Source organism: Microbacterium sp. NPDC079356 (genome assembly GCF_049545465.1).
Classification (GTDB): Bacteria; Actinomycetota; Actinomycetes; order Actinomycetales; family Microbacteriaceae; genus Microbacterium; species Microbacterium gawkjiense.
Genome location: NZ_JBMWDN010000002.1, coordinates 769,273 through 788,685 on the forward strand (window position 1 = coordinate 769,273; position 19,413 = coordinate 788,685).

The following is a 19,413-nucleotide window of genomic DNA, read 5'->3' on the forward strand; positions in this document are numbered from 1 at the left end:
GCATCCGCTTCGCGTTGCACCGCGTTCGCGGGAGGCGTAATGTCGCCCGCCGTGACCAGTGACAGCCGCGATCCGAACGCGGCCCCCTCCCCCGCCGTGAAGCGCATGCTGATCGGCGAACCCCTCGACACCGAGAAGCTCGACGGGCAGCTCCTGCCCAAGAAGCGGGCGCTGCCGATCTTCGCCTCCGACGCGCTCTCGTCGGTGGCCTATGCACCGCAGGAACTGCTCATGATCCTGCTGCTCGGCGGCACGGCGTTCATGGCCTTCGCGCCGCCGGTGGCGGCGGCCGTCGTGGTGCTGCTGGTCGTCGTGGTCCTCAGCTACCGCCAGCTCATCAAGGCCTACCCCTCCGGCGGCGGCGACTACGAGGTGGCCCGCACGAACCTCGGCGAGAAGGCCGGTGTCGTCGTGGCATCCGCTCTGCTCGTCGACTACGTGCTGACCGTCGCCGTGTCGGTCTCCTCCGGCGTGGACAACATCATCTCGGCGCTGCCCGTGCTCGATCCGTGGCGCGTCGAGCTCGCGGTGGGCTTCGTCATCCTGCTGGTCATTGTCAACCTGCGCGGTGTGCGCGAGGCATCCCAGGCGTTCGCGATCCCCACGTATGTCTTCATCGGGTCGGTCGCCCTCATGATCGTGACCGGTCTGTTCCGGTGGGCGATGGGGGACGCCCCCGTCGCCTCGAGCGCCGACTTCACCGTCGAGGCCGAGAGCCTGTCGCAGGTCGCCTTCATCCTGCTCCTGCTGCGCGCCTTCTCGAGCGGATGCTCCGCCCTCACCGGTGTCGAGGCGGTCAGCAACGGCGTCCCCGCCTTCCGCACGCCGAAGATCAAGAACGCACAGACGACCCTCGTCCTCATGGGTGGCATCGCCATCGCACTGTTCGCCGGGCTCACCGCCCTCGCCCTCATCGCGGGCGTGCACTACGCCGAGAACCCCTGCAAGCTGATCGGGTTCGACTGCGAGGCGGGACCCCAGCCGAGCCTCATGGCCCAGGTGGCCGCGGCGACGTTCGGCGGCGACTCGATCTTCTTCTTCGTCATCCAGGCGGCGACCGCGTGCGTCCTGCTGCTGGCGGCGAACACCGCCTTCAACGGGTTCCCGCTGCTCGGATCGGTGCTCGCGCGCGACAGCTACGCGCCGAAGGCGCTGAACTCCCGCGGCGACCGCCTCGTCTTCTCGAACGGGATGCTGATCCTCGGCGGCGCGGCGATCGCGATCCTCGTGGTCTTCCAGGCCAACCTGACCACCCTCATCCAGCTCTACATCATCGGTGTGTTCGTGTCGTTCTCGCTCGGACAGATCGGCATGGTGCGCCACTGGCGGCGCGAGCTGCGGCTGCTCAAGACCCGGCCCGCCGCGGCGCGACGCGAGGCGACGGCGGGACTCGTGATCAACTCGATCGGGGCGGCGTTCACCGTGGCCGTGCTCGCGATCGTGACGATCACGAAGTTCACCCACGGCGCGTGGCTCGTCTTCCTGGCGATGCCGGTGCTCGCGTTCCTCATGATCGGCGTCAACCGCTACTACCGCGACGTCGAGCACGAGATCGAGATGGACGACTCCGTGAAGTTCGGCTCGTCGGGGGACCTCGCCATCATCCTCGTGGGCAAGCTGCAGAAGCCCGTCGCCAAGGCGATCGACTACGCCCTCGCCGCCAAGCACGAGAAGACGCTCGCCGTCCACGTGGCCGTCACGACCGACGACATCGCCGAGCTGAAAGCCGATTGGGAGTACCACCGGATGCCGGTGCCCCTCGTCGTCGTCGACTCGCCCTTCCGCCACTACGCCGGGCCGCTCATCGGCTTCATCGAGAAGTACCGCGAGAAGCACGGACCCTCGGTCGTGACCGTCTACCTGCCGCAGTACATCGTGGGGCATTGGTGGGAGACACCCCTCCACAACCGCCGGGCCCGCCGCATCGCGCAGCAGCTGATGATGGTGCACGGCGTCACGGTGACGCTCGTGCCGTGGCTGCTCGACTCGTCCGAAATCGTCTACGGACGGCGTTCGCGCCCCCTCCCCGGCGACGACCGCGGCGGCCGCGTCGAGCAGCGTCATTACGGTTTGGTAGAGCATTCCGAAAACTGATGGATGAAAGTCGGCGGGCTGCCATGATGTGCCCATGGCAGAGTCCCGGCGTCCCCGCAACCTCATCCCGCTCCTGACGTTCGCGGGTGTGCTCGCGATCGCGGCCGTCATCGCGATCGTGCTCCTGCTGAACCGCGCGCCGGCCCCCGCCGCCGCGCCGGGAGCAGGCTCGCCGACGCCCGAGGCATCCACTCCGTCCCCGGCGGCGCCCACGCCCGCGCCCTCGGAGACGCAGACCGAGGACCCGACGGCGAGCGCGGTCCTGCTGGGCGCGGACGGCTTCACGATCGTCGCGGATGACGGGTCGGAGCTGTACGCCTACGGGTGGCGCGACGACGCGGAAGCTGCCGTCGCGGCGCTCACGGACGCGTTCGGCTCCGAGCCGTCGGAATCGATCTACGAGGGCGACGGCTCGCACTTCCCCGATTACACGTCGTACGACTGGGAGGGGTTCATGTTCCGCGACATGATCGTCACGGAGGACGGCAAGCCGCGCGACGAGTACTTCGTCCCCTCGTACGTCTCGGTCACGGCGAACGAGGTGGGCGACGTCGCCGTCACGCCGGAGTTCGACCTCGCGATCGGTCTCACCGCCGACGACGTCCGCGCCCTCGGACCCGACGAAGAGGTCGAGATGCCCGACGGCGAACCGCGTTTCTTCTTCGCGATCGATCGCGCCGACGGACCCGAGGACGACGCCGAGCTCGACGGATACTCGCCGTGGGTCGACACCGACCCCGCCGACGAGACGGTGGTCTCCATCACGTACCGCCCGTGGTCCGAGCTCTGAGCCGGGGCGACCGGCCCCGGAACCCCGCACCGGCGTAGCCTAGAGGGGTGACTTCTCCCGCCCTGTCCGAGACCGCGACGCTCGACGCTGCCCGGCTGCGCGCGGACTTCCCGATCCTGCAGCAGGAGGTGAACGGGCACCCGCTCGTCTACCTCGACTCCGGTGCGACGAGCCAGAAGCCGCGTCAGGTGCTGCAGGCCGAGTACGACTTCCTCACCCGCAGCAACGCGGCCGTGCACCGCGGCGCCCACACCCTCGCCGCCGAGGCGACGGACCTGTTCGAGGATGCCCGGGCCACGGTCGCGCGCTTCGTCGGCGCCCGCGAGGAGCAGCTCGTGTGGACGAGCGGCGCGACGATGGGGCTGAACCTCGTGGCGTACGCGATCGGTAACGCGACGCTCGGGCGGGGGGCACCGGCATCCGCTCGGTTCGCGCTGCAGCCCGGCGACGAGATCGTCGCGACCGAGGCGGAGCACCACGCGAACCTCATCCCATGGCAGGAGCTCGCCGCGCGCACCGGCGCCGTGCTGCGCCACATCCCCGTGCACGACGACGGCCGCCTCGACCTGGATGCCGCGGCGCAGATCATCGGCGAGCGCACCCGGATCGTGGCGTTCTCGCACGTGTCGAACGTGCTCGGGATCGTGAACCCCGTCGCCGAGCTCGTCGCACTCGCGCGGGAGGTCGGCGCGCTGACGGTGCTCGACGCGTGCCAGTCTGCTCCGCACATGCGGCTCGACCTGCCCGCGCTCGGGGTGGACCTCGCGGTCTTCAGCGGGCACAAGATGCTCGGCCCGTACGGCGTCGGCGGTCTCTACGGCCGCAGCGACGTGCTTGAGGCGCTGCCCCCGTTCCTCACCGGCGGGTCGATGATCACGACCGTGACGCTGGACGAGGCGGGGTACCTGCCGCCGCCGCAGCGGTTCGAGGCGGGGACCCAGCCGATCGGCTCCGCGATCGGACTCGCCGCCGCGGTGTCGTACCTCGAGGATGCGGGCATGGCCGCCGTGCACGCGCACGAAGTGCGCCTGGCCGCGCGGATGCGCGAGGGGCTCGTCGACATCCCCGGCATCCGCCTGCTCGGAGACGCCGAGGGCGCCGAGCGCGTGGGCCTGTGGAGCTTCACGGTCGACGGCGTGCACGCGCACGATGCCGGTCAGTACCTCGACGCGCAGGGGATCGCCGTGCGCGTCGGGCACCATTGCGCCGCGCCGCTGCACAAGCGGTTCGGGGTGACGGCGTCCGTCCGGGCGTCGGCCTCGCTGTACAACACCGACGACGACGTCGATGCGCTGGTGGATGCCGTGAGCGGCATCCGTTCCTACTTCGGAGTGGACGCATGAACGGTCTCGACTCGCTGTACCAGGAGCTCATCCTGGATCACTCGAAGCACCCGCACGGGCGCGGTCTGTCGCCCGAGGAGGGGCGGACGGCGAGCTCGCACCAGCACAACCCGATGTGCGGTGACGACATCACGCTGCGCGTGCGCGTCGACGACGCGGGCGAGCGCATCACCGACCTGTCCTGGGAGGGGTCGGGCTGCTCGATCTCGCAGGCGTCCGCCTCGATGCTCGCGGCGCTGATCGAGGAGGACGGCGGCGACGACGGACTGCCGCGGGAGGATGCCGTGAAGCTGATCGACGGCTTCCGCGAGGCGCTGCGCTCACGCGGCGCGATCCCGCTCGATGAGGAGACCTTCGCGGACGCGGCGGCGCTCTCGGGGGTCTCGAAGTTCTCGGCGCGCGTGAAGTGCGCGATGCTCGCGTGGGTCGCACTCGAGGACGCCCTCGCCCGCGCCTGAGCCTGACGATGCCGCGGCCCGCCCCGCCGGAGGTCCCGGTCAGACCGCCTGCAGCACCTCGCTCTCGAGGCGGGCATAGGAGGTCTCCATGCCGTCGGCCATGCCGGTGGCGAGGATCATGTCGCGCGTCTCGCGGTCGGGGTACTCGATGAGGAGTGTCAGCAGGGTGGCGCCGTCCTCCTCGTAGAACTGCAGGTCGTTGGTCGTCGACGGGCCGTCCATGCCGATCATCTTCTCGGTGCTGACCGAGCGGCGGGGTTCGTCGTCGAGGAGGGTCTCGCCCTCGAAGCCGAAGCGGCTCTCGGGGTTTCCGCCCTCCTCCCACACGTACCGGTAGGTGTCGCCGACGACGCATTCGACCATCGACCAGCCGTCGGGGCCCAGCATCCACCTCTTCAGAAGTTCCGGATCGTGGTGGGCACGCCACACGAGATCGCGGGGTCCTTCGACGAGGCGCGTGATGCGCACGTGGGTGTCGTCGAGCAGCTCGACGTTCGTGCCCTTGCCCTGGAACCACTCGCGCAGGCCGTGGAGCACCGTGTCGAGCTGATCCATCGCCATGCGGGACCCTTCGACGGCGCCCATCGCGACGACCTGTTCGAGCGCCTCGGCGGAGGTGAAGTACGTGACGTTCGAGAGGCGCGAACCGCCGGCGGTCTCGGTGAACGAGAAGACCATCCGCATCGACGGGAACTCGGCGATCGGCTGTCCGTCCTCGTCGGCGAACGCGTCGAGCACCTCGAAGCTGCGACCCTCATCGATGGCGAGGAACTCCCACGTGCCGCGGGATTTCTCGCCCTGCGGGCTCGTCATCGCGTATCGGGCGTGACCGCCGACAGTGAAGTCGAACTCGGTGAAGGTCGCCGGCCAGCCGGGAGGGCCCCAGAACCGCTCGAGCTGACGCGGCTGGGTGAACGCGCGCCACAGCCGGTCGACGGGGGCGTCGACGTCGGCGGTGAGCGTCATCGTGAGGTTCTCGGTGTCGGTGGTGATGTCGGTGACGGGCATGTCCTTCTCCTTCGGTGGACGGTCGGTCAGTTCTCGGGTTCGGCGAGCAACGCATCGAGGCGGTCGATGCGTGCGCGCCAGAGGTCTTCGTACTGCGCGAGGAGCGCGCGGGCGCGGGCGATCATCGCGGGGTCCGCTCGGACGAGTCGCTCGCGGCCTTCCGCGCGCTTGACGACCAGCTCGGCCGCCTCGAGCACCGCGATGTGCTTCTGGACCGCCGCGAACGACATGTCGTAGTCGGCCGCGAGTGCGGAGATGGACTGCTCGCGCTCGAGAGTGCGGCGCAGGATGTCGCGCCGCGTCGCGGTCGCGAGCGCGTGGAAGACGCGGTCGATCCGATCATCGCTGAGCTCCGTTTGTGCAACCATTTGGTTGTACGTTAGGGCAGCGGATGCCGCGCGTCAAGGGTCGGCTGTCGGGAACCGCTTTGACGATCTCCTTCCGCAGCGCGCGCCTGACCTGACGCTGCGGTAGCTCTCCAGGCTCACACCAGTGGCGCCGGTACGGTGTAACTCGTGGCCCACGTCGACAACCTCATCGAGCGAATCCCCGATCCCCACCTACGGGCGCAGATCGCCGAAGAGGTGGCCAAGGCCCAACCTTCGCTACTCGATCACGGATCCTGCGACGGGCGTCGTCTACGAGCCCCCAGAGAACGGGTGGCGCTTCAAGCGCGAGTTGATGGACGAGATGATCGCCACAAACCGCGTGTTGTTCGGAGTGCGCCCTCGACTGAAAACACCGCTCCGCGATATGTCGATGCGGAGCGTGATGCCGAGCTTCTACAAAGATCGGCGCTCAGCAAGTCAGCACTTGAGCTCCGTGCTCGGCTCGAAGGAGTTCCCTTTTCCGAAGGATGTAGACGTTCTCGCGCGGTGGATCTCCATCACCACCCAGCGATCGACCGAGGCTGTGGTGCTCGACTTCTTCGCCGGCACGGGTTCGACCGTAGAAGCCGTCATGCGTCTGAATGCGCAGGATGGCGGCCGGCGGCAGGCAATTGCCGTCACGAACAATGAACTCTCCTCGAAGGCCGCCGCTGGTCTGCGAGCAGGCGGCCACCACCCCGGTGACCCCGAGTGGGAGGCGCAGGGCGTCTCGGCCAAGGTCACCCGACCTCGCATCGAGACTGTTGTGTCGGGCGTCCGAGCCGACGGCTCAGTCTTCTCAGACGGATACGACGAGAACGTCGCGTTCTTCAAGCTCACGTACGAGGACGAGAACCTCGTTGCGCTCGGGCGCCGGTTCGACGCGGTAGCACCCCTGTTGTGGCTGAAGGCTGGCGGGTTCGGACCGGTTGTGCGGCGAAGGGGAGACGCGCTCTGGGCGCTCCCGAGCGGTGCGGTCTACGGAGTGTTGTTCGCACCTGCCCACGCGCGGGCGTTCGTTGAACTGATTGCGGTGCATGATCGCGACCTGCGGCACGTGTTCGTGGTTACGGACTCGGAGAGTGAGTTTCAGGAAGCCGTGGCCTACCTGCCGCCCGATCTGCGGCTCGAGACGACGAGGCTGTATGCCGACTACTTGCGCTCCTTCGAGATCAATGGGAAGGGCTGAGGCGTGAAGTTCCAACTCCTCGACTTTCAGCGCACCGCATCAGAGGCGCTCATCACGGAGATCAAGAAGGCGCAAGCGCGCTACGACAACGACTCGGAGTTGCTCGGCGCGGTCGTGTTGGAGGCGGCAACGGGAGCCGGGAAGACTGTGATCGCCACGTCGGTCATTGAGCAGCTGATCTTCGGGTCTGACTTCACGGATCCCATCGAGGGAACCACCATCCTGTGGGTGACGAACGATCCGAGCCTCAACGCCCAGACGGCGCGCAAAATGCAGGAGGCCAGCGAGAAGATCAGCGACATTCGCCTTATCGGGCAGGGCGCCTCGTTTGACGAGGAGTACTTCGAGGCAGGCGCCCTCTACTTCCTCAACACACAGGCCGCCTCGGCGTCTGCGCGCATCACGAAACGGTCCGACAATCAGCGACACACGATCTGGGAGACCATCGCCAACACCGTGCGATTGCGCGGGAGCCGCTTCCTGGTGGTCGTCGATGAGGCGCATTACGGAGTGACGGAGAAGCCGGGCGGCTCTCCGACCGTCGTGAACAAGATCATCAACGGCGAGGTCCCGATCCCCGTGTTCGTCGGGATCTCGGCCACTGCACAGAGGCTGAACAAGGCACTTGAGCAGCAAAACCGGTTCCGGAAGAACTACATCGTCCCGATCGAGAAAGTGCGCGACTCCGGGCTCGTCAAGGACCGAATCGTGCTCGCGCCGGCAGCCGTGCAGGGAGAGGTCACCGCGGACACGACATTCGTTCGTCTGGCGGTGCAGAAAACACTCGAGTTCGAGCAACGTTGGGCATCCTACGCAGAGCAGCAGGGGGGAGCCGCGGTGAAGCCGGCGCTCGTCGTCCAGCTCCCCGATCAGCGTTCCGACGATGGCGAGTTCCTCGAACTCGTGCGAGCAGTGATCGATGCCATCACCCAGGAGTGGCCCGGGCTCGTCGCGTCGAACATCGTGCACACCTTCGCCGAACGTGCCCCAATCGACCTCGGACCGCATCGGGCGGTGCGCTACATGCCGCCGCAGGACATCCAGGATGCAACTCACGTGCGAGTCGTGCTGGCGAAGAATGCGATCACGACCGGTTGGGACTGTCCTCGCGCGGAGGTGCTCGTCTCGCTTCGCGCGTCGGTCGACTACACGCCTATCGCCCAGTTGATCGGCCGGATCGTTCGTCAGCCGCTCGCCAGGCGGATCGCGTCAGATGAGTCGCTGAACCGTGTCCAAGCGTACCTCCCGCGGTTCGACCGAAAGACGGTCATGCAGGTCGTTGGCCAGTTCGCCGGAGGGGAGGCGGGCGCGACCGCAGAGGTCGTGCGCCTGACCCTCGACTATCACGCGCCCAGCGGGATGGAGGCGGCGTTGAAGGTGCTCGCCGAGCTGCCGACCTATGTGGTTCCCTCTCAGTCATCCGCACCGGATGTGCGGCGCCTCCATGCGCTGGCGACACTTCTCGAGAACGATGGGGTCCGGCCGAATGCTGCCGCCCACGCTCGAGCATTCCTCAATGGCAAGCTCGACGATGAACGAGGGAAGCTCGACGCATCCGACGAACTGGAGCCAAAGCGAGAGGCGGTGTCAAGCGCGTCGGTGTTCGAGCTGCTGACGTCGATCGATGGGTCGGTCATCGACGGCGAGCGACTCGTGACCGGCACCCGCCTCGACGCCAAGAACATCGACGATGTCTTCAAGCGCGCGAGCCGCGCGCTCAAGGACGGCACGGCCGAGGCGTATTGGGCCTACCTCGTCGATAAGGATCCCGACGAGGACCCGATCGAAGCGAAGATCACGGTCGCAGCTCTCGCGCTCACCGAACACGTCGTGGGCAATGTCGAGACCGCGGCGGCATCGCTCGTTGCTGATTGGTTCAAGCAGCATGCGAAGGCGATCTCCCTTCTGCCTGAGGCTGATCGGTCACGTTATGCACGGATCCAGGCGGAAGCGAAGGAGCCGGCACGGCGCCCCGGCATCATCATCGATGGAACGATCGAGGATGCGATCTCGATCCGGATGGAGCCCGACTCGTCAGACACGCAACTCCGCGCCAACATCCGTGACGATGAGGTGAACCGTTGGCCGAAGCACCTCTATCAGGACGGCGACGGGCGCTACTGGAAGAAGCCCTCTGCGACCGATGGGCTCGAGCGGAAGGTGCTCACAGCCGAACTCGAGGAACCCACCCTCGTGGCTTGGTATCGCAACCCGACTGGCGGCGACCGTGCGCTCTGCATCCCCTACCGTGACAGCGGAACGGGGTCCTGGGCCCGGCTCTTCCCCGATTTCGTGACGTTCCACGAGGTCGGCGGCGGCATCCAACCGACGATCATCGATCCGCACGGCATTCACTTCGGGGACTCGGCCGACAAGCTGCGGGGTTATCTCGACTATGCCGATGACCACGCTGACGAGTACCGCGCGATCTGGCCTATCACGCAGATCGAGGGGAAGACGCTCCTGCTATCCGTTCATGACGCCGCGACGCGCAGCACCGTCCGCGCTGCCCTCGATGCCGGCGAGAGCGTTGAGGCCATCTTCCGGTCGCACGGGATCGCGTACTGAACGCAGCCCCTCAATCGTCGAGGTCACCCTCTCCAAGCTCTGCGTCGATGTCAGTCGAGCGCCGCGACTCGAACGTCGGCGCCGCGCGAACCTGCGTCTGCAGCTTGTCCTTGATTCGCGCAATGAGCAGATCGCGTCGCGCGTCGTAGAAGTCTAGGAAGCTGTCGGCGTCGTGCGGCAGTCCCTCTGGTGCAGACGGGCAGTCGGCTGGGTCTTCGAATCCTGCGGGAATCCGGAGCGAAGAATCGCGACGTTCGCCGGTGCGAGATTCCCCCGCAGCAGAGACAGAGTCGGCTCACCGAAGGCCGCGATCACGCGACTGTGTTCCGCGACGATACTGCTCACTCAGACCTCCCCCAGGCCATGCATGACGAGTCTGTCCGCAATGATGCCCGAGGCCACCGACACTGGCTCGCACGACTCCACCCACTCTCGATTCGCAGAAGCCCGTCGGCTCGGCGCGATCGATCATGACAGTCAAGACTTCAACGGCACCCGCGCCCGGACGACGCTTTGCGTCGGTCGGAGCGGGCAAGATGAGCGGTAGGCATCGAGGAAGGCATCGCCAATGCAACTGATGTACGTCGTCGAACTCTCGGTCGAGGGGGATGCTGCCTTCGAACGCATTGTCGCGCACGTCGCTGATTGGCTGAGCGGACCCCAGGGACTGCTCACGCCATCCGACTTCGCTTCCAACGGGGCGCGCGAACTCTCGCCCGCGCGGACACCTAACGGCAGCTACGCCCGACATGGCGACTGGGAGGTTCTCGAGACGGGCGGGACTCGAGCGCTCAAGTTGGTCGTGTCTCAGGCCGTTGGCACCGACTTGGAGCTCTCGACACGAGTGACCGTCACCAGCATCGATGGAATCGTCCGGTTCAGGGTAGGCATCGGGCGAGAGACCACAAATCAGCGACTCATCCCCGTCGGAGCAACCGACATCTACCAGCCCGGAATCCTCCGTTTGCTTGACCAGGATGAAGCCTTGACCCTCAGGGCCAGCGGTCAGCTCGTGAATGGCCGCTACATCCCTGTGAAGACAGCTGCGGAGGCCAGCGCGGTCGCCGACATCCTCACGGGCGAGGACCGCCTGCCGCTTGCCCTCATCCACGTTCGCTCCACTGACACATGGGATCTCGCGAGGGAGCTGTCGCGGAAGCTGTTGGGCCTCGTCCGCACCGTAACGCTCAACTTTGAGACCTCACGCGTCATCGCGGAAGCACACCCCGAGGTGCGAGTGCCATTCGGTGGACTTGCGATCGCGTGGCCAGGACTAGGGGCTCCACCACTCACTCTCTCCGCGGAAAGGCTGGGCGGTCTTGGCGTCGAGGAGATCCGCCGGGTTCTTGCCCAGCGCCTTGGCGCGCTGGCTGCCCTCGGCAACGGCGAGGACGCAGCATGGCGGCGCGTCCGGTCGCTGGCCGAGAACGCCCGCCTGGCCGAGTTGTCCGAGCAGGCGTCTCGAGCGCGCGAAGGCGGAGACAAGGACGGCGAGATCTCGGCGTTGCAGCAGCAAGTCGAGGCGCTTGAAGAAGCGAAGGCGGAGCTGGAGGCCATCGGGGAGGACGCCCTGCAACAAGCCGAAACGAGTGCCCGCCTGGCCCGTCAGCTTGAGTCGGAGCGCAACCAAGCGCGGGAGGAAGCGGAGATGTGGCAGACCTCGTATCGCGATCTCTCCGCTGGCAAATCTGTGGACGCGCCGGCGCCACAGGATGCGTGGTCTGAAATCCCGGAGCTCGTTCCGCGAGCGGACCCAGAGGCTACTTTCCTCGCGATCACGGACGCGGCTTCCGAGCACATTGTCTTCACGGACCGCGCTCGGAAGTCGTGGGCTGACATCGACTACCCCGAACCCGCAGACATGACGGAGAAGCTAGTTGCACTTGCACGGGCTGCCGTCGCTCTCTACGACGGCGAGGAGAAGAGCATCCCACTCCTCGACGACTGGCTGAAGGAACAATTCGGGCTCACCGTCGCGCTCACCGATCAGACCATCACGAAATGGAAGCGGAAGGAGATGCGCTGGCTCAACGAGTTCGAGTTCGAGGATGAGACGCTCAACGCCACGCCCCACGTGAAGGTCCGAGACGCGGTCAAATTCAACGAGTGCGGGCGGATTCACTTCGCGTTGGAGGCGAAGAAGGGACGCCTCGTGATCCAACATGTCGGCGTGAAAACCTACCACTAGATCCGCTGTTCCGGACAGCACTCGTGCTCACGACGACGGTCAGCTCAGCATTCACGCTTGGGGATGCTGAGGTGTGCGGCTCTCGCAGCGCGTTGGGCCGGGATGAGCATGTCGCCACTCTTGCGTGCTTCGCTTGCTGACGTGTTCGGTGGAGTGATCTCGGTCCCCGGCACGGCGCATTGCAGAGCCGACGCACTACTGCGGTGTCGCAATCAGTACGTGCGTGTCTCGAAAGTCGATCACCGTCGTACTGACCCAGCCGGAGGGGAAGAAAGTCGCCGCGTTGTGATCCTCAATGCCGAGGTACTTGTACTTGAACGGTCGGAACGTGAATGCGACGACGTCGCCCATCAGTTCCGGGTCGTCGAGGTCTGACGCAAGCGATTCGAGGAATCCGCGTTGGTTCGCGACGAGCGAACCCTGTGCTGACGCGCTCTCAATCAGCCAGCTAATGAGCTTGGCGTCCGTGCCGTTGAAGAGAACGTGAAGCACGAGCTTCGCATACTGCGGCCGCCCTGCGAGGCTCAAGGTGATCTCCATGTTCGATCGGGAGGGGTCAGTCTCGGGGAGGCGAACAAACATGTCATAGCGACGACCATTGATCTCGATCGGACGGTTCCACTCGATGGAGTATCTGACGTACGAGATCTGTTGGGTCGCGACCCTCGCGAAGCCCATTCGCCCAGACGAAGAAAGGATCACCGGATGCAGTCGAAGCCGCTCGAGTTCGATCCGTGCTCTTCGTCCACTCGAGCTTCGCCCGATCCATTCCGTGAACGTGCCGTCGCGCCAGGCGCTGAAAGTCCTGAACCCGTTCCAACCGCCTGAGTCCTTGAGGTGAGCCCAAACGGTGTCGCGTGCCTGTCTCTCTGTTGCGTTCCTGACTGCTGCGGCCAGCTTTGCCGGCAACGCGCGCAGTGCCTCCGCAGCCTCCACTGCGCGAAGCTCCGCCGCCCGATCGTCAAGGTAGACGCTCCACTCCTCCTGGAAGGCCTGGGCCAGCAAATGGTGCGCCTGCTCGAACTCCTCCATCGGCGACTCGAGATGGTTGAGCAGAGTCTCGATGAACTCGGGCGTAACCGGCGTCGCGGATGCAAACCATGCGTCGAGGGTCTCGACGAACACGGATTCACTCACATCCGTCCGATCTGCGATCGTGGTCTCCTTGCTGCCGCGGGCGTAGGTGGTGTAATTCTGCGAGCCGACGGTCGCGATCCTGCCGTCACACAGGAGCACCTTCGCGTGTAGTCGCGGTAGTGAGCGGATCTCGACGCCGTGCTCAAGAAGTGCGCGGGCACCAATGAGTTGCCGCCGGTAGCTCAGTGTCCCGCTGCCTGGGGAGAGATCCGTCACCACGGAAACGCGGTCGGGCGTGATCGATGCGTTGCTGAGCAAGCGGTCAAGGAGCTTGTCGAAGTACGGGGTGAAGACGCGGATCGAGTCTTCCGCTTTGCGAACCCGACGTTTCCACACGCCGTATGTGTCACGCGCGAGGAAGACCCGATCAACGGAGCTCATGACCACACGCTATCGACAGGCGATACGGAACGACGGCTGAGCCCCAACATCCTTTGACCTATTTTTGGGTCACGATCTCCGGATGCGACTCGCTCACCCGATGTACGCTCAGCCCGTGACTTCGGCGCCGGACCCTACGCCTCAGCCAGTACTGATAGTTGACCCCGCAGCCTCGTGGTGGAGCGGAGAGTGGTGGGTCGATGTCGGCGTCCCCATGCTCGGCGTCCTGGCCTCGACCTTCGTGGCGGTCGCGGCCATTTGGGTGACGCTGGCTCATGCGAAGAGCGAAGCGGATCGCCGCGAACGCGCCGATCGAAGCCTAGTCGGCGCTGCGGCGTTCAGGTTCCTCGAAGGCGCCCAGCGCGAGGTCCGAGACAGTGGTGTGTATACGGACCTCGCTCGAGCATTCGCAGAGACGGACGTCTCGGTTCAGCCTCTGATGAGGTGGCTCGGTGAAGCGGGGGGCATGCTCCACGAGGCATGGATCGCGGCGGCCTGGGAGGAGCAAGAGAGCCCCCGCGACTACGAGTATGAGGACCAGGCCGAGTATCGTGCCGCACGCGACAGTAGCCCCATCGAGCGGGCCTACCGGGCGATCACGATCGAGATTCACGGCAGACTCATCGGGTGGATTCGATCCGGCGAAATCGATCCATCACCCGTTGCGAAGATAGAAGATCGGCTGGAAGACCGAAGTCACTGACGGCCGTCCCCCGGGTTGCGTGGGAACAACGGCCTGACGTCGCGGACCAGCCTCTCGATACGAACTATCTCGCCGTCAACCGTGACGTCAGCCGGAAAGTGTCGCGACAAAGTCGCCTCGGATCGACCAAATCCATCCCCTATGCGTGACATCTAGTGTCATCTCACCGCTTTCCCGACAGCGGCGGCGGCGGAGGCGGAGGATTATCGCCATCCGGGCGAGGATCCGTCCTGCCGGGAGTGGTTCCGTCAGGAATCGATGTCGGTGGTCCGTGGCAGAGTGCAGGTATGACGGATGCGGCGGAAACCCCCGGTGGCGAGGACTATCTCACCACCCTGGCGGGGATCGTTGCGGACGTCGACTCGGTGGCTCGGCGGCTTGCCGCCGCGCAGATCGACGAGCTCCGCGTGCTGGCCGCGGCGGGGCGTTTGGCGGAGGTGCAGACCGCGCAACGGAACGCCCGCGTGCAGGTCCACGACATGGCGTTGCGGTCGATCGCGGCCGAGGTCGGCGGGGTGATGCGCGTCACCGACCGGACCGTGCAACGCCGAATCGGCGAAGCGCGGACGTTGATCGAGGGTTTCCCCGCAACGGTCGAGGCATGGGAGCAGGGTCGGATCGTGCGCGGACACGCGATCGCGATCCTTGAGACCGGGACGAGCCTGCCCGCGGAGATGTGGCCGGAGTTCGAACAGGTGGCGATCAGCCGGTGCGAACGGGACACTCCCAACCGGGTACGAGGAGAGTTGGAGATCCTCGCGCACCGGATGCACCCTCGCTCATTCGCGGAAAGGCACGAGGAAGCCGCCGCTGGCAGGTGCGTGCGGATCGTCCCGGGGCGGGATGGGATGAGCGATGTGGTCGCGACCGTGCCGACGGTGATCGCGGAGGGGATCCACGACCGGCTCACGCAGCAGGCGCGGGCGATTATCGACACCCGCGACGAACGGGCCGCCGCGTACGGCGGGGCTGGTGTCGCGTTCGGGGCCGCAGCCCCGCAGCGCGACAGCGACAGCGACGATGCCGCCGCGATCGTTGCGACCGACCAGCGGTCCACCGACCAGGTCCGCGCAGACGTGTTCGCCGACCTGCTCCTCGCCGGGACACCCGCGCTCGATGACACCCGCGACACCACCGCCGGACCCCTCGGCGCAATCCGGGCACGCGTGCAGGTCCTCGTGCCCGCAGCGACACTCACCGGCGAGGACGATGGGCCGTGCGACCTCGCCGGACGTTCCCCGATCAACCCCGCCACCGCACGGACGCTCGCCGGCGGCACCCACATCTGGGAGCGCCTGTTCCACGACCCCACCACCGGCGTCACCGTCGCGACCGACTCGTACCGCGTCCCCTCCGGCATGCGCCGTTTCCTGCAAGCCCGTGATCAGCACTGCCGATTCCCCGGATGCCGCTTCGCGGCGATCCGCTGCGAAGTGGATCACACGCACGATCACGCGCTCGGCGGACGAACCGAACTCACCAACCTGGCGCACCTGTGCCAACGGCATCACTCGATGAAGCAGTTCACCGCGTGGAGGGTGCGACAACTGAAGGGTGGCGTCCTGGAATGGACCTCACCCCTCGGCAGGACCTACAGAGAAGACGCCCCCACCCCGGCCGTCGCCTTCACCCCTGCCGCACCACCACCCCCGCCGACCACACCAGCGGAACCTGCACCCTTCTGACGCCCACGGCGCGCGTCGTGTTGCCGCGGCAGCATCCACACCGACGCATCGCGGTCAGTCCGGCGCACGCGCGACGCCCCGCGAGACGCGCATGCCCGTGCGGCGTGCGGGAAACCGGCCGCCTTCCGCCCGACGACGAAGACCGCGCCCTACCGTGCGTTCCCCGAACGCCGCGAAGCGCCGACCAACGAAGGCGGCTGCCGTCAGCCGATCGACGCGCACGCGACGCACATCGTCGCCTGCGGGCGCACCTCGAGTCGCGCCTCGGGGATCGGTCGTCCGCACCGTTCGCAGACGCCGTAGGTCCCGGCATCCACCCGCGCCAACGCCGTCGCCACCTGCGTCAACTCGTCCCGCGTCGAGGCCCGCAAGGCGTCGACACGCTGCCACTCACCCGACAGCGTCGAGCCCTCGGGGTCGTGCTCGTCATCCGCCGTCGCGTCCGACCGGTCGACCCGCAGCGCCGCATCATCCGCATCGAGCCGGGCGAGCTGCGCGCGCAACTCACGCTCACGTTCCCGCAGCCGCTCGATCGGATCCATCCGGTCAGCGTAGGCCTACCCACCGACACGAGGGCCGTCAAGACCGTCGCGACCGCGGCATCCCACCCGCACAGTAAGACCAACGGAAGGAGCCGCCATGGCCGACAACGAAGGCACCGATCAGGAAGGCACCGATCAGGAAGGCACCGAGCACGCCGACCCCGAGGAGATGCCCGACACCGACGAGCTCGAGGAGCCCAGCGTCGCCAAGGAGCCCGGCGAAGAGCCGAAGGCACCGCCGCAGCAGGACGAGGAACCCAGCCACCACGCCGTCGGCATCGGCGTCATCGACTCCGACCCGAGCGAGACGGACGAGCCCGGCGCCGAGGTCTAGGACGACTCCGCCCCGCTGCCCTCGGCGCTGCCGTGAGCAAGGAGTGCGCCGAGCTGACGGCGTCAGCGTATCGCTACGGGCCCGACCCGTACACGACGGGATGCGGGTGCCCCGCCGATAGGATGGGGGCGTCCCCCGGCATCCCGAGTCTTGGAGCCCAGCCGCGTGAGCACCCCCGTCGCAGACACTGTCCAGAACGCCGTCGCCACGCCGGAGAAGGAGCAGCCGTACGCGGCGCTCGGCCTCAAGCCTGACGAGTACGACAAGATCCGCGAGATCCTCGGCCGCCGCCCCACCTCGGGCGAGCTGGCGATGTACTCCGTCATGTGGAGCGAGCACTGCTCCTACAAGTCCTCCAAGATCTACCTGCGCCGCTTCGGTCAGAAGGTCTCGGACGAGATGAAGGAACGGCTCATGGTCGGCATGGGCCAGAACGCCGGCGTCGTGGACGTCGGCGAGGGCTGGGCCGTCACCTTCAAGGTCGAGTCCCACAACCACCCGAGCTACATCGAGCCGTTCCAGGGCGCCGCGACGGGCGTCGGCGGCATCGTCCGCGACATCATCTCGATGGGCGCGCGCCCCGTCGCCGTCATGGACCAGCTGCGCTTCGGCGACATCGACGACCCCGACACCGCCCGCGTCGTGCACGGCGTCGTCAGCGGCATCAGCTTCTACGCCAACTGCCTCGGCCTGCCCAACATCGGCGGCGAGACCGTCTTCGACAAGGTCTACCAGGGCAACCCGCTCGTCAACGCGCTCGCGGTCGGCGTCCTCCGCCACGAGGACATCAAGCTCGCCAACGCCACCGGCGCCGGCAACAAGGTCGTCCTCTTCGGCGCCCGCACGGGCGGCGACGGCATCGGCGGCGCGTCGATCCTGGCATCCGACACGTTCGCCGACGGCGGCCCCACCAAGCGTCCCGCCGTGCAGGTCGGCGACCCGTTCGCCGAGAAGGTGCTCATCGAGTGCTGCCTCGAGCTGTACCAGGGCGAGCTCGTCGAAGCCATTCAGGACCTCGGCGCCGCGGGCATCTCGTGCGCCACGAGCGAGCTCGCCGCCAACGGCGGATCGGGCATGAAGGTCGACCTCGAGAAGGTGCTGCTGCGCGACCCGTCGCTCACGCCCGAGGAGATCCTCATGAGCGAGAGCCAGGAGCGCATGATGGCGATCGTCGCTCCCGAGAAGCTCGACGCGTTCCTCGCGGTCGTGCAGAAGTGGGATGTCGAGACGAGCGTCCTCGGCGAGGTCACCGGTGACGGCCGCCTGCAGATCTTCTGGCACGGCGAGCAGATCGTCGACGTCGACCCCTCGACCGTCGCGGTCGACGGCCCCGTCTACGAGCGCCCGGTCGCCTACCCGACGTGGATCGACGCGCTGCACGACGACTCGGCCGCCGCGCTCGAGCGCAGCGACGACCCCGAGGTCCTCCGCACGCAGTTCCTGCAGCTGCTCGGCAGCCCCAACCTCGCCGACACGTCGTGGGTCACCAACCAGTACGACTACTACGTCATGGGCAACACGGCCCTCAGCTTCCCCGACGACGCCGGCATGATCCGCGTCGACGAGGAGTCCGGCCTCGGCTTCGCCATCGCCACCGACTGCAACGGCCGCTACTGCCAGCTCGACCCGTACGCGGGTGCGCAGCTCGCCCTCGCCGAGGCGTACCGCAACGTCGCCGTCACGGGCGCCCAGCCCACCGCGGTCACCGACTGCCTCAACTTCGGCAGCCCCGAGAATCCTGAGGTCATGTGGCAGTTCGGGCAGGCCGTCGACGGTCTCGCCGACGCCTGCTTCGAGCTCGGCGTCCCGGTCACGGGCGGCAACGTCAGCTTCTACAACCAGACCGGCGACCAGCCCATCTTCCCGACCCCCGTGGTCGGCGTGCTGGGCATCATCGACGACGTCGCCCGCCGCATCCCGAGCGGCTGGCAGGATGCCGGGGAGAACATCTATCTGCTCGGCACGACCTCCACCGAGCTCGACGGCTCGGCCTGGGCCGACACCGTCCACGGTCACCTCGGCGGTCGTCCGCCGAAGGTCGACCTCGCCGGCGAGAAGACGCTCTCGGGCCTGCTGCAGGCGGCGCGCGACGAGATGCTCGTCTCGAGCGCGCACGACCTCTCGGCCGGCGGCCTGGCGCAGGCCCTCGCCGAGGCGACGACCCGGTTCGGCGTCGGAGCCCGCGTCTGGCTGCGCGAGATCATGGAGCGCGACGGAGTGGATGCCGCGACCGCCCTCTTCAGCGAGTCGACCGGCCGCGTCATCGTCTCGGTCCCGCGCGAGGAGGACGTGAAGTTCCGCGGCCTGTGCGAGGGTCGCGGTTACCCTGTGCTGCGCATCGGCGTCACCGACTCGGCCCCCGAGGGCGAGCAGTCGTCGCTCGAGATCCAGGATGTCTTCTCGATCCCGGTGCCCGAGCTGCGACGCGTCGCGAAGGCGACGCTGCCCGCCGCCTTCGGCCCGATCGTCGACGAGGTCCCCGCGTGAGCGACGACCCGGAGTACGCCGATTTCGTCGGGCGCAGGCGCGCCCGCACGAAGGTGATCGCGTGGACCGTGATCATCTCGATGGTGCTCGTGGGCGGCGGCGCGACCGTGCTCACGCTCCTGTTCGGCTGACCCGGGT

Annotated in this window: 16 protein-coding genes; 12 read left to right on the forward strand and 4 right to left on the reverse strand. The window is 67.1% G+C overall.

From position 1 onward, the window contains the following. Positions 1–39: 39 nt before the first annotated feature. The 4 genes from ACPEH0_RS08430 to sufU are packed head-to-tail and all read left to right on the forward strand — an operon-like array spanning position 40 to position 4,685. Positions 40–2,094, forward strand: coding sequence for an APC family permease (locus ACPEH0_RS08430; RefSeq protein WP_217529039.1), 2,055 nt, complete (start codon positions 40–42; stop codon positions 2,092–2,094). Between the two features lie 34 nt (positions 2,095–2,128). Beyond that, positions 2,129–2,884, forward strand: coding sequence for a hypothetical protein (locus tag ACPEH0_RS08435; protein WP_366213442.1), 756 nt, complete (start codon positions 2,129–2,131; stop codon positions 2,882–2,884). A gap of 47 nt (positions 2,885–2,931) precedes the next feature. Further along, positions 2,932–4,227, forward strand: a complete 1,296-nt coding sequence (locus ACPEH0_RS08440; protein WP_366213441.1) for an aminotransferase class V-fold PLP-dependent enzyme — start codon at positions 2,932–2,934, stop codon at positions 4,225–4,227. Continuing rightward, entirely contained in the window at positions 4,224–4,685 is a 462-nt protein-coding gene (gene sufU, locus ACPEH0_RS08445) for a Fe-S cluster assembly sulfur transfer protein SufU (protein WP_217529033.1), read from the forward strand. The genes ACPEH0_RS08440 and sufU overlap by 4 nt, the downstream gene beginning before the upstream one ends. Before the next feature lie 39 nt (positions 4,686–4,724). On the opposite strand, the gene ACPEH0_RS08450 is transcribed toward sufU, so the two are convergent. Both ACPEH0_RS08450 and ACPEH0_RS08455 read right to left on the reverse strand, forming a co-directional pair. Beyond that, a complete protein-coding gene (locus tag ACPEH0_RS08450) occupies positions 4,725–5,693 on the reverse strand; it encodes an SRPBCC family protein (protein WP_366213438.1) in 969 nt (322 codons plus the stop codon). 26 nt (positions 5,694–5,719) lie between these two features. Further along, complete coding sequence (locus ACPEH0_RS08455; RefSeq protein WP_311860790.1) at positions 5,720–6,061, reverse strand: ArsR/SmtB family transcription factor; 342 nt, start codon at positions 6,059–6,061, stop codon at positions 5,720–5,722. A 313-nt stretch (positions 6,062–6,374) separates the two neighbouring features. On the opposite strand from ACPEH0_RS08455, the gene ACPEH0_RS08460 reads away from it, so the two are divergent. The 3 genes from ACPEH0_RS08460 to ACPEH0_RS08470 all read left to right on the forward strand — a co-directional run bounded on the left by ACPEH0_RS08460 (position 6,375) and on the right by ACPEH0_RS08470 (position 12,006). Continuing rightward, complete coding sequence (locus ACPEH0_RS08460; RefSeq protein ID WP_366213437.1) at positions 6,375–7,250, forward strand: DNA methyltransferase; 876 nt, start codon at positions 6,375–6,377, stop codon at positions 7,248–7,250. Between the two features lie 3 nt (positions 7,251–7,253). Then, on the forward strand, positions 7,254–9,818 hold the full coding sequence (locus ACPEH0_RS08465; RefSeq protein ID WP_366213436.1) for a DEAD/DEAH box helicase: 2,565 nt from the start codon (positions 7,254–7,256) through the stop codon (positions 9,816–9,818). 568 nt (positions 9,819–10,386) lie between these two features. Continuing rightward, on the forward strand, positions 10,387–12,006 hold the full coding sequence (locus ACPEH0_RS08470) for a hypothetical protein (RefSeq protein ID WP_366213435.1): 1,620 nt from the start codon (positions 10,387–10,389) through the stop codon (positions 12,004–12,006). Between the two features lie 195 nt (positions 12,007–12,201). On the opposite strand, the gene ACPEH0_RS08475 is transcribed toward ACPEH0_RS08470, so the two are convergent. Then, complete coding sequence (locus ACPEH0_RS08475) at positions 12,202–13,524, reverse strand: phospholipase D family protein (RefSeq protein WP_366213433.1); 1,323 nt, start codon at positions 13,522–13,524, stop codon at positions 12,202–12,204. Positions 13,525–13,639: 115 nt separating this feature from the next. Here ACPEH0_RS08475 and ACPEH0_RS08480 point away from each other — a divergent pair, with 115 nt between their 5' ends. Together ACPEH0_RS08480 and ACPEH0_RS08485 are read left to right on the forward strand one after the other, a co-directional pair. After that, on the forward strand, positions 13,640–14,227 hold the full coding sequence (locus ACPEH0_RS08480; RefSeq protein ID WP_366213432.1) for a hypothetical protein: 588 nt from the start codon (positions 13,640–13,642) through the stop codon (positions 14,225–14,227). Positions 14,228–14,514: 287 nt separating this feature from the next. Next, positions 14,515–15,912, forward strand: coding sequence for an HNH endonuclease signature motif containing protein (locus tag ACPEH0_RS08485; protein ID WP_366213431.1), 1,398 nt, complete (start codon positions 14,515–14,517; stop codon positions 15,910–15,912). A 203-nt stretch (positions 15,913–16,115) separates the two neighbouring features. Here ACPEH0_RS08485 and ACPEH0_RS08490 read toward each other — a convergent pair whose 3' ends face one another. Then, positions 16,116–16,454, reverse strand: coding sequence for a TraR/DksA family transcriptional regulator (locus ACPEH0_RS08490; protein ID WP_363379397.1), 339 nt, complete (start codon positions 16,452–16,454; stop codon positions 16,116–16,118). A gap of 97 nt (positions 16,455–16,551) precedes the next feature. On the opposite strand from ACPEH0_RS08490, the gene ACPEH0_RS08495 reads away from it, so the two are divergent. From ACPEH0_RS08495 to ACPEH0_RS08505, 3 genes are all read left to right on the forward strand, one after another. Continuing rightward, positions 16,552–16,788 carry a hypothetical protein gene (locus ACPEH0_RS08495; protein ID WP_366213430.1) on the forward strand — a complete coding sequence of 79 codons (237 nt, stop codon included), beginning with the start codon at positions 16,552–16,554 and terminating at the stop codon, positions 16,786–16,788. 165 nt (positions 16,789–16,953) lie between these two features. Next, positions 16,954–19,275: a phosphoribosylformylglycinamidine synthase subunit PurL gene (gene purL, locus ACPEH0_RS08500; protein ID WP_366213429.1), complete on the forward strand. Its 2,322-nt coding sequence runs from the start codon at positions 16,954–16,956 to the stop codon at positions 19,273–19,275. Then, positions 19,272–19,406, forward strand: coding sequence for a hypothetical protein (locus tag ACPEH0_RS08505; RefSeq protein WP_308210393.1), 135 nt, complete (start codon positions 19,272–19,274; stop codon positions 19,404–19,406). Before purL ends, ACPEH0_RS08505 begins: the two co-directional genes overlap by 4 nt. Positions 19,407–19,413: the final 7 nt, after the last annotated feature.